Origin of the sequence: Chromobacterium haemolyticum, from assembly GCF_002081825.1 — a bacterium.
GTDB classification, from domain to species: domain Bacteria; phylum Pseudomonadota; class Gammaproteobacteria; order Burkholderiales; family Chromobacteriaceae; genus Chromobacterium; species Chromobacterium fluminis.
Map to the genome: position 1 here is coordinate 183115 of NZ_MUKU01000007.1, position 10461 is coordinate 193575.

Genomic DNA, 10461 nt, shown 5'->3' on the forward strand with positions numbered 1-10461 from the left:
TCCACGATAATGAAAACCTTTGACTCCGCCGCCCGTCACGGTGTGCGCCTCGCCCTGTTGTCCGCGGCGGTTTCCGCCCTCTACCTGCCCGCCGCCCATGCGGCGGAAGCCGAAGCCACGCTGCCCTCGGTCGTGGTCACCGCCTCCGGCTACGAGCAAAAAATCAAACAGGCTCCGGCCAGCATCTCGGTGATTACCCGCGAAGATCTGGCGAAAAAACCATTCACCAATCTGGCCGATGCGCTGACCGATCTGGAAGGCGTCAGCATCAATGGTTCCGGCCCCGGCGACAAGGACATCGCCATCCGCGGCATGCCCGGCGAATACTCGCTGATCCTGGTGGACGGTCGCCGTCAAAACACCCGCGAAACCCGCAGCCGCGGCACCGGCGGTTTCCAGCAATACCAGATCCCGCCGATGGAAGCGATTGAGCGCATCGAAGTGGTGCGCGGCCCGATGTCCTCGCTGTACGGTTCCGACGCCATGGGCGGCGTGGTCAACATCATCACCCGCAAAGCGCCCAAGGAATGGCATGGCTCGATGACTCTGGGCGGCACCATCACCGAGCATTCGAACGAAGGCAATACCGGCCAGAGCAGCTTCTGGCTGGGCGGCCCGTTGATGAAGGACCTGCTGTCGTTGCAAGTCTACGGCGCAATGAACAACCAGGCCGAAGACAATATCTACTACACCAAGAGCGGCGATGGCGGCAAAGTCGCCAGCCACGTGGCCGACATCAACGCCAAGCTCAGCTTCACCCCGAATCAGGACCACGAGATCACCTTCGAGGCTGGCCATAATGAGCTGCGCAAAACCACGACGCCAGGTAAAAGCGACTCAGTAATTTCGCGCGGCAAGCCGAACAAGAAGAATGACTATTTTGATGTCCGCGACCACTGGAGCCTGAGCCACAACGGCAAGTACGGCAATGTGCGCTCCAATGTCTCCCTGTATCAGGAAATCGACAAACCCAGCCACTCGCTTAATAACGTGGACGACGGCACAGGCCTGAAACTGAGCAATACCACGTTGGATGGCCAACTAACCTTCCTGCTGGATCGCCACACTGTGAAAATTGGCACCCAAGTTGGTCAACAAGTGGGTTCCGGCATGCGCGCTCAAGAAGCGATTGTGGGCTTCATCGGCCCAGCCAACCCGGACAAAATCACCGTCAACACTTGGGCGCTGTTCGCCGAGGATAGCTTTGAAGCCACCGACAGCCTGACCATTACCGCCGGCGGCCGCGTCGACCACCACAGCGTGTTCGGTACCCACTTCACTCCGCGCGTTTACTTGGTTGAGCACCTGAGTCCGCAATGGACGCTGAAAGGCGGTATCGGCAAAGGCTTCAAGGCACCGACTATCCGCCAGAGCACCGACGGCTATTGCATGCGCACCGGCGCCGGGAACGAGGCCGGTATTCTGTGCGGCAACTCCCAGCTGAAGCCGGAGGAAAGCACTTCTTACGAAGTGAGTCTGCACTTTGACAATGAACAGGGCCTGAGCGCCAATGCCACCCTGTTCAACAACGACTTCAAGAACAAGGTGGTCAGCTACGGCACCGACAAGTTCTCCAACCAGTATGCGCCTGGCACAGACCCAGTCCGCATCTACATTTACGACAATGTAGATTCGGTCAATATTCGCGGGCTGGAATTGTCCAGCAGTTGGACCTTCATGCCGAAATGGACACTATCCGGCAACTACACCTACACCAAGTCCAAGCGCGAAGGCGGCAAGGAAACCAGTTTCCTTGGTCAGTCGCTGAACGGCATGCCGCTGGACAAGACTCCGGAACACGCCGGCAATGTGAAGCTGGCCTGGGCGCCGATGGAAAAGCTGGACCTGTACACCCGCCTGAACTTCGAGGGTAAGCAGTACTACACCGGCTTCCGCAATGGCGCCAACGTGGCCCGTACCCGCGGCGGTTCCAGCACTTGGGACTTTGGCGGCAGCTACAAGCTGAGCAAGAACTTCGACGTCAACTTCGCCGTGTACAACCTGGCCGACCGCACCGTCGCGATCGACAATCGCGGCCGCTACGATGGCCTGGATGGCAACTGGATGGTCGACGAGGGCCGCCGCTATTGGCTGACCTTGACCGGCAAGTTCTAAGCCGCACCCTGACGGCCCGTCCCCGGACGGGCCGGAAACACCGCACGGCAGTTGCCGAATCCGCCGGATTCGCCAACTGCCTGTTCCCGTTTTTACGATTGGAGAATTGATGATGTTGAGCAGCCGCGCCCAATTGACCACGCCCAATGCCGACAAGGTGCTGTACAAGCTGTGCAAGCACTACGCGCTGAAAGTGCCGGTGGAGTTCGACAGCCACCAGGCCCACGTGCACTTTCCCATAGGCGAATGCCGGATCCAGCGCCAGGACGACACCCTGGACATGATCTGTGCCGCCGACGCCGCCGACAAGCTGGCCAAGATCGAATTCATCATGGACGAGCATTTGGGCCTGATGGCCAAGACGCCGGACTTGAAGCTGGACTGGGCCAAGACCGAGTAAGAATCCCAGCCCTGCGGCGTTTTCCGAGTACGCCGGGCCTGCCCGGCCGCTCTCGTTTCGGTATGATGCTTGCCCACCCGCTCCACTGCCAAAGCCCGTCCACCCGCCCCTACGGCGGGCTTTGACAGCGGAGCCGTATCGCTCAAGGAATCACAATGAAAATACTGTTCTCCCGTCTGCTGCTGGCCGGCGCGCTGGCTGCGGCCACGCTGGCGGCCCAAGCCGCCACCGTCACAGATATCGCCGGCCGTAAAGTGGAAGTGCCCGCCAAGGTCAACCGCATCCTGCTAGGCGAAGGCCGGCTGTTCTACGCGCTGGCCCTGCTGGAAGGCAAGCAGCCCATCGCCCGCATCGCCGGCTGGCAGGGCGACTTCCGTCAACTGGACCCGCAAACCTATACCCAGTACAAGCAGCGCTTCCCGGCCATCGACCAGATTCCGCTGATCGGCAAGACCAGCGAAAACTCGGTCAGCGCGGAAAAAGTCTTGACGCTGCGCCCCGACATCGCCGTGTTCAGCATCTCCGGCCACGGCCCAGGCCTGAACAACCCCATCGTGCAGCAATTGCAGGCGGCCAAGGTGCCGGTGGTCTTCGTCGATTTCCGCAACGCGCCGCTGGAACACACCGTGCCCAGCCTGCGCATCATGGGCAAGGCGCTGCAGCGCGAGGCCGAGGCCGAGCGCTTCATCCGCTTCTACCAGGGCAAGATGGACGCCATCCGCAAAGTCGTCGCCACCATCCCCGCACAGCAAAAGCCCAAGGCCTTCCTGGACCTGCGCGCCGGCGCCTTCAGCAACGTCACCAGCGCCGGTCGCGGTAGCCTGGGCGAGCTGGTGGACGCCGCCGGCGGCGTCAATATCGCCGACAAGCTGATTCCCGGCGCGGTGGGCGAAGTGAATATGGAGCATGTGCTGGCCAGCAACCCGGATCTTTACATCGGCACCGGCACCGCGGATTCCGCCGACAAGACCGGCATTCAGTTCGGCGCCAACATCAGCGCGACGCAGGCGCAGGCCTCGCTCAAACGCACCGCCGCGCGCAGCCCGGTGGGCGCCTTGCGTGCGGTGCGCGAAGGCCGCACCTTCGGCGCCTGGCACCACTTTTACAACACGCCTTACCACATCGTGCTGCTGGAAGCCTTCGCCAAGGAATTGCAGCCGACGCGCTTCGCCAAGCTGAACCCGGACGCCAGCTGGAAGCAGCTGCACCGCGACTTCCTGGCGATAGAGCCGCAAGGCACTTACTGGGTCAAGGGCGTTAAATGAGCGGCGAAACCCTAACGCTTTCCGCCGCCATGGTGGCGGCGGACTACCGCCGCACCCTGCTGCGCCGGCTGCTGCTGGTGGCCGTGCTGCTGAGCCTGCTCGCCGTCTCGCTGACGCTGGACGTCACCACCGGCGCCAGCGGCATGCCGCTGGCCGAGTTCTGGCAGACGCTGTGGCACCCGGCCGCCGCCGACCCCGCCACTGAAGTGATCGTCTGGCAGATCCGCCTGCCCTACGCGCTGATCGCCATCGCCGCCGGCCTGGCGCTGGGCCTGGCCGGCGCCGAGATGCAGACCGTGCTGCACAACCCGCTGGCGGACCCGTTCACCCTGGGCTTGCAGCCCGCGGCCGCCTTCGGCGCGGCGCTGGCCATCCTGATGGACGTTAGCCTCCCCGGCATCCCCGGCCCGTGGATGCTGCCGGTCAACGCCTTCGTGTTCGCGCTCGGCTCCGCTCTGCTGCTGGACGTGGTGGCGCGATGGAGCCATATGCCCACCAGCGGCGTGGTGCTGTTCGGCATCGCGCTGTTCTTCAGCTTCAACGCCCTGGTGTCCCTGCTGCAATTCGTCTCCACCGCGGACTCGCTGCAAGACCTGGTGTTCTGGCTGATGGGCAGCCTGTCGCGCGCGGACTGGCCCAAGATCGCCCTGCTGTTTGGCGCTTTCGCGCTGATCCTGCCCTGGTCGCTCAGCCAGTCCTGGCGGCTGACCGCGTTGCGGCTGGGCGAAGACCGCGCCGCCAGCTTCGGCATCAATGTGCGCCGGCTGCGGCTCAGCTCGCTGCTGCGCGCCAGCCTGCTCACCGCGCTGGCGGTGGCCTTCGTCGGCACCATAGGCTTCATCGGCCTGATCGCGCCGCATATCGCGCGCCGGCTGGTGGGCGAGGATCACCGCTTCTACCTGCCGGTGAGCGCGCTGACCGGCGCCGCCATCCTGTCCATGGCCTCGGTGGTGACCAAGAATCTGGTGCCCGGCGTCATCGTGCCGGTCGGCATCGTCACCTCGCTGGTGGGCATTCCCTTCTTCATCGCCATCGTGCTGCGCAACGGAGGCCGCCAATGAGCTCCGCCCTGTCCATCCATCAACTCTCGGTCAGCTACGGCAAGCGCCAGGTGATACGCGCGCTGGACGTGCCCTGTCTGCGGGCGGGCGACATCACGGCCTTGCTGGGCCCCAACGGCAGCGGCAAGTCCACCTTGCTGCGCGCCTTGGCCGGCCTGCAACACAGCAGTGGCGACGTCCGCCTGGACCAGCGCGCGCTCAGCCGCCAGCGCGGCGAAGTGGCCTATCTTCCGCAAACCCTGCCGCCCAGCGTGCATCTGTCGGTGTTCGAATCGCTGATGGTGGCCGGCCAGGCCACCGCCGCCGGCCTGTCGCGCCGCCATGACGACCAACAGGTGTTCGCGCTGCTGCAATCGCTGGGCATCGAGCAACTGGCGCTGCGCTACCTGGACCAGCTGTCCGGCGGCCAACGCCAGCTGGTGGGCATCGCCCAGGCGCTGATCCGCGAACCGGCGGTGCTGCTGCTGGACGAGCCGCTGTCGGCGCTGGACCTCAACTACCAGTTCCACGTGATGGACCTGCTGCGCCGCGAAACCCGCCGCCGCGGCATGGTCACCGTCATCGTGCTGCACGACCTCAATGTGGCGCTGCGCCACTGCGACCGGGTGCTGATGCTGAAGGATGGCGCGCTGCAAGCCAACGGCGCGCCGGACGAGGTGATAGACAGCCAAAGCCTGCGCCGCGTCTACGGCGTCAGCGGCCGGGTGGAGCGCTGCTCCCAGGGCGTGGCGCATGTGCTGGTGGACGGGCTGCACAGCGGTTTGCGCTGAGGACTGGTTGACGTTCTTTTCCAACCACGGGTATTGCTCAAGGGAAAGCATTGAATCCGCTAAGCGGATGATGATTTTCATTGCCGGGGCTGCCCGGCAGGCAGGGAGAGGATATTTGCTTGGCCAAATATCCTCTCCACTCCTAAAGGCCACCCTGCAAACCTGGCCTGCGGCGTCCCGCCGGGGCCCGTCAGGCCCGAGGCGCGGCTGAACTCGCGATTTGCTAACGTCAAATCGCTCAAACAAAGCAGCCGCTTAAGACCTCGGGCCTGCCACCCGACGGCAGGCTTGAAGGGACCCAGGACACATCGAATACGCGGTTTCCTACGTATCTACACAACGCTTCACCTTACTCATTAAAGATCATCACAGGCTCCAAGAGACGCCCCACTCGGCCAAGATTGCCGGCAATACCCACACCGCTATCTCGAATGTTTGCCATATCTGGCCTCAAGCCTTGCAAAACCCCAGCGCCGGATGAAAGCGCCAGCCATTGTCCGACTGCGGCAAGCTCAGCCCGCCAAAGCGTTGCGCGCAGGCGTCCAGCTCCATGCCCAGCTCCGCCGCCAGCTCGGCCAAGGTCGCCGGATAATCGCTGACGCCCCAGGGCCGGATATTCGGCTGCGTCAACACCGCCTCCGGCACCCGCTGGTTCAGGCTGGCCTCCACCGGCGTGAAATGCGGCGGCTCCGGCCAGGGCCGGCTTTCCACCCGGTGCAGCGCGTAATCGTCCCCGTCCTCGGTGGGCAATAACAGCAAATCCACCTCCGGCTCCCCGCCGGCGCGGAAAGGCTGCTGCTGCGCCAGCACCCCGCTGAGCAGTACCTGCGGCTGCTGCCAACAGCTATACGCGCCCAGCGGCGCGATGGCCGGCCCCTCGCGCCCCGGCCGGCTGCTGGCGGCTTTAGACTGCCCCGCCGGCGACATCAGCTGGGCCAGCCGCGCATGCTCCAGGTGCGACAAGCGCCGCTGCACCTGCAACGACTCCGGTTGCACGATGCGCGGCCGCGCGTCCAGGTGCCGGTACTCGTCTTCCTCCAGCAGCTCGCTCAGCAGATGGCTGCCCAAGGGGAACGCCTCATCCTCAAAGCCCGGCCAGCGGAAGGCCGGCTGGCTGGGCTGTTCCACGCTGCGCAGATTGCGCTCGCCAATCAGCACATTCACCTTGTCCCAAGGATCCGGGCGGTGGCGGCGCAGCCGACCGGCCAGTTGGATCAGCGAACGCATCGACGAGGGCTCGACAATCGCCCAATCGTAATCATGATCCCGTCCCACCTCGGTCACCGGCGAACCCAGCACGATGAACACATGCTCCCGCCCCGGCTCTGCGTCCAGCTCGCGGCGAATGGCCGGCAGCGTGAACACCGCTTGCGGATCGGAACGATTCAGCGCCTGGTCCAGCTGGCGCTCAATGGCGGAACGCAGCAACAAGGGGTATTGCGAGTGGTAAACGCATAAATGCAGCTGCCAATGCGCCGGCCACGGCAACGCGTACAAGGCCAGCGCCACCTCGAACAAGGGCTGGATATTGGCCATGCGCACCAGGCCGAAACTGACCGCCTGACCGCTGAGCGGATCCCGCTGCTGATTGAGCCGGTGCAAACGCTCGATGGCCGGCTGTAGCTGAGCGGCGAACGCCCGACGCAACGCCGGCGCCTGCCCCTGGCCAAAGCTCAACGACAGCAGCTCGGCGTTGCGCCGCGCCGGCTGCGTGGCCAGCCAATCGGCGCGCCGGCCGGCGAACTGCCGTTGCCGCCGGCGGAAAGCGTCGACATCGGCGCAATCCTCCTGGGCTCGATCCTGTTCATCCACCCAGGCGCAGCACACCGCCAGCGGCCGCCCCGGCTGGCCGCGATTGGCCTGAAACTGACGACGGCCGGCCAGATACGCCTCGAACAAACCTTCTATCAGCGCCGGCGGCAAGGTGGCGGACGACAACAGCAGCCGGCTGCCCAGCAGGCCGGCCCAATGCGCCAGCCGGGTCAGCGCCGGCAAGTCCGCCAAGTCGAAATCGTCCGGTTCATCCAGCACCAAATCCCCGCTCATCAGCCTCAGCATGGGCGCGATCTGCCGCCCGCCGCGCTGGCTTTCCGTCGCCGGCGTCAGATGATCTATGGTGCACACCAGCAGCGGCGCCTGCAGCAACTTCGCCGTTTGCGGATCGCGCAGTGCGCGCGACAACAAAGGATGCTCGCCGCCGGCCTCGTAACGCACCTCGCCGCCCTCGTCCCACAAGGCCTGGCGCGACGCCGAGCCGCTGGCCTCCGCCTGCTCTTGATAGTGCTCGAACAACTGGGTGTTGGCGCTGCCGCCCACGCAGATGGCCAGATCATCCTCGTTCAGGCCCAGCCGCTGGCGGAAAGCCTGGCCGGTTTGCAGCGTCAGCGCACGCAAGCCCAGCGCATACGCGCAACGCAAACCCAAGGCCGGGTCCGCCAAGGCATACATGATCCGCGCATTGCCCAGCGTCTTGCCGCAGCCGGTGGACGCCATATTGACGATGAAAGCGCCCTGCTCCGCCGCCCGCGCCCGCATCCCCGCGGCCAGGTCCGCGGCGCGGTCCTGCCAGCGGAAGCGCCCGTCGGCGCTGCGTTGCTGCAAGCGCTTGCGCCGCAACAGCCGCGGCAACTCCCGCTCAAAACCGGGCAAGGCGCGGCATACCAAGGCGCTATGCTCCGCCACGCCCAGCAAATGCTCGTCCAGCGGCTGGTTGAAATCGCCGGACCGGCCATGAGTGTTGGCCCATAGCGGATAGCCGGCCTGGCCGCGCTTGTGCCGCAGTTGGGCGTAATCCAGGCTGGAAAAATGATGATCCGCCAGCATCAGACTCAACCGCGCCACATGCATCGCGTAAAGATTGTCCAGCCAACGCGTCTCGCCGCGCACGGCCAAACGCGCCGCCAGCTTGTCCGCCAGCCGCGCGGCGCGGCGGCTCCAGGCCGGCGTGTTCACCGGCAGCCCCTGCGGGAAGCGCCAGTACGGCGCCAGCTGCGCCGGCTCGGCCTCCGCCTCCCGCCATTCATTCCAGCGCGCGTCGATATGTGCCGGAATATTCAACAGCATGCGGCTTTGAAAGCCCTGTAGCTTGCCGCCCAGGCGGCGTTGCTTGCCCTGCGCGAAATCCGGCATCAGCGGCAGCCGGTGATGCGTCAGCACCAGCCAACCCACCGCGGCGGCCAGCGGCGGCAAACGGGAAAACGGCGGTTCGCACGCCGCGCCCATGCCGTCCGCCTGCAAACGATCCAGCCAGCTGGCGTGATCCCGCTCCGTCGGCTGCCGCAAGCGCGCCAGCCAGCCGGCGTCGTCGTCGTCGCCGACAAAAGCCTGGAACAAGCGCAAGGACACCCACTCGTGGCGGTAGAGATTACGCTCGCTCCGCTTGCCGCGCAGTCTCTCCTGAAACGCCTGGCTGGCCTTGCCCAGGTCATGCAGCAAAGCCGCCAGGCCGGCCAGCAGTTGAATGTCCTCCCCGCTGTGCCAGTCGTTTTCGTCCGCGCTGCGCAGCACATTGCGGCGGGTACTGTGCGTGGGCGTGGCGCCGTCGGCGTTGAAGCGGCTGGCGTCGCCGACTATCCACAGCAGCTCGCTATGGTCCTGGCCTCGTATCCAGTGGCAGGCCACCGCGGTGTTCTTGCGCGCGCTCTGGCGCAGCAAGCGCCGCAGCGTGTCCAGCCCGGCCTGGGTGATGGGCGTTTGCCAGACCCGGTCGCCGCGGCGCTCGGCGAACTGGTCCAGAATCTGCCGGCTGCGCGTCAGCGCTTTCTTGTCGCATTGCGAAATCAGCAGGATATTCATGCCGCCCGCCCCCGCCGCTCGGCGATATCCTTCAAGGTGTCGATGATGAAGTCCAGCGCCTCGCCGCGGGTCAGCGCCTCGATACAAGCCTGGCGGAAGGTCTGCTCGTCGTCGCCGCGCATCGCGGAGATAAAGGCCTGCGGCAGGATCAGCGCGTCCTTGACCAGGTCCGCCGCGTCGAACACCAGCCCGCCGCGCCGGGTCTTGCCGTGCAGCACCGCCAGGCCGTGCGGCAAGCCCAGCACCCAGGCCGCGGTGGCGCCCAGGCCGTAAGCCAGGTAATTGCCGTGATCCAGAAAGGCGTTGGCCGGGTCCGTGCCGGCGCCGCGCTTGGCGCGGCTGAAATCGCCATAACGGGTGGCCTGCGCGGCCAAGCGGAACAGCAGCTTGGTCAGCCGCGCCTCCTCTGTCAGCAAATGCGCGTGGTCCGGCGCCTGGGCAATCGCCTGGCGCGAGGCTTGCAAGGCGGCTTCCACGCCGGCCGCCTCCACCTCGAAACCGGACTCGCGCAAGGCGCGGCTGCCCAGCCAATGCCGCTGCAAGCAACCCAGCCGCGCCAGTTGCACATCCTTGGCGGCGGCCAGCCGCTGCGCGTCGTCAAACCAGAAGCGCACCCAGTACTGCAGATATTCCGTGGGCCGGTACTCGCTTTGCGGCGCAAACCACGCCGCCTCCTGCTCCAGCTCATTGGCGCTGAACAAGGGCGTGCCGCCCCCGCCGCAAAACCCCACCATCACCCCTAATGCTAGTCAGTTAAGACTTGCGGGTGCAAATCCAGTAAAAAGGGGACATGTTCATCATGTTCCCTTTTTCGCTGCATGAGCCTGCAACAACGCGCCTTACATGACATGCTGCCACACGCCCCTTCTCGGCTAGAGACATTGGCCGCATTGATTGACCCTGCCTGGATCGAGCAAGCACTCGCCGTTACCGGCAAAGCCTCCATTCGGCGCCGCAAACTTCCTGCTGAGCATGCCGTCTGGTTGGTCATTGGCTTGGCCCTCTTTCGCAACTTGCCGCTATGGCAGGTCGTGCAGCAATTGGCTCTGAGCCTC

General features: G+C 65.1%; 8 protein-coding genes. 6 read left to right on the top strand and 2 right to left on the bottom strand.

Translation table 11 applies throughout. The features are described 5' to 3' along the window. Positions 1-9 precede the first annotated feature (9 nt). The 5 genes from B0T39_RS07350 (at position 10) to B0T39_RS07370 (ending at position 5611) form a co-directional block, all read left to right on the top strand. Positions 10-2115 carry a TonB-dependent receptor domain-containing protein gene (locus B0T39_RS07350; RefSeq protein ID WP_176219509.1) on the top strand — a complete coding sequence of 702 codons (2106 nt, stop codon included), beginning with the start codon at positions 10-12 and terminating at the stop codon, positions 2113-2115. Between the two features lie 109 nt (positions 2116-2224). Then, a complete protein-coding gene (locus tag B0T39_RS07355) occupies positions 2225-2515 on the top strand; it encodes a DUF2218 domain-containing protein (RefSeq protein WP_227104831.1) in 291 nt (96 codons plus the stop codon). A gap of 155 nt (positions 2516-2670) precedes the next feature. Further along, the gene (locus B0T39_RS07360; protein ID WP_081545484.1) at positions 2671-3780 is read left to right on the top strand and encodes an ABC transporter substrate-binding protein; all 1110 of its coding nucleotides are present in this window, start codon (positions 2671-2673) and stop codon (positions 3778-3780) included. Then, a complete protein-coding gene (locus B0T39_RS07365; RefSeq protein WP_081545485.1) occupies positions 3777-4841 on the top strand; it encodes a FecCD family ABC transporter permease in 1065 nt (354 codons plus the stop codon). Before B0T39_RS07360 ends, B0T39_RS07365 begins: the two co-directional genes overlap by 4 nt. Beyond that, a complete protein-coding gene (locus B0T39_RS07370) occupies positions 4838-5611 on the top strand; it encodes an ABC transporter ATP-binding protein (RefSeq protein ID WP_019101553.1) in 774 nt (257 codons plus the stop codon). Before B0T39_RS07365 ends, B0T39_RS07370 begins: the two co-directional genes overlap by 4 nt. 450 nt (positions 5612-6061) lie before the next feature. Here B0T39_RS07370 and cas3f read toward each other — a convergent pair whose 3' ends face one another. Together cas3f and cas1f are read right to left on the bottom strand one after the other, a co-directional pair. After that, positions 6062-9406, bottom strand: a complete 3345-nt coding sequence (gene cas3f, locus B0T39_RS07375; protein ID WP_081545486.1) for a type I-F CRISPR-associated helicase Cas3f — start codon at positions 9404-9406, stop codon at positions 6062-6064. Then, positions 9403-10140 carry a type I-F CRISPR-associated endonuclease Cas1f gene (gene cas1f / locus B0T39_RS07380; protein WP_081545487.1) on the bottom strand — a complete coding sequence of 246 codons (738 nt, stop codon included), beginning with the start codon at positions 10138-10140 and terminating at the stop codon, positions 9403-9405. The genes cas3f and cas1f overlap by 4 nt, the downstream gene beginning before the upstream one ends. Positions 10141-10254: 114 nt before the next feature. Here cas1f and B0T39_RS07385 point away from each other — a divergent pair. Next, the coding region (locus B0T39_RS07385) for a transposase domain-containing protein (RefSeq protein WP_254894508.1) at positions 10255-10461 on the top strand (207 nt) is incomplete at its 3' end.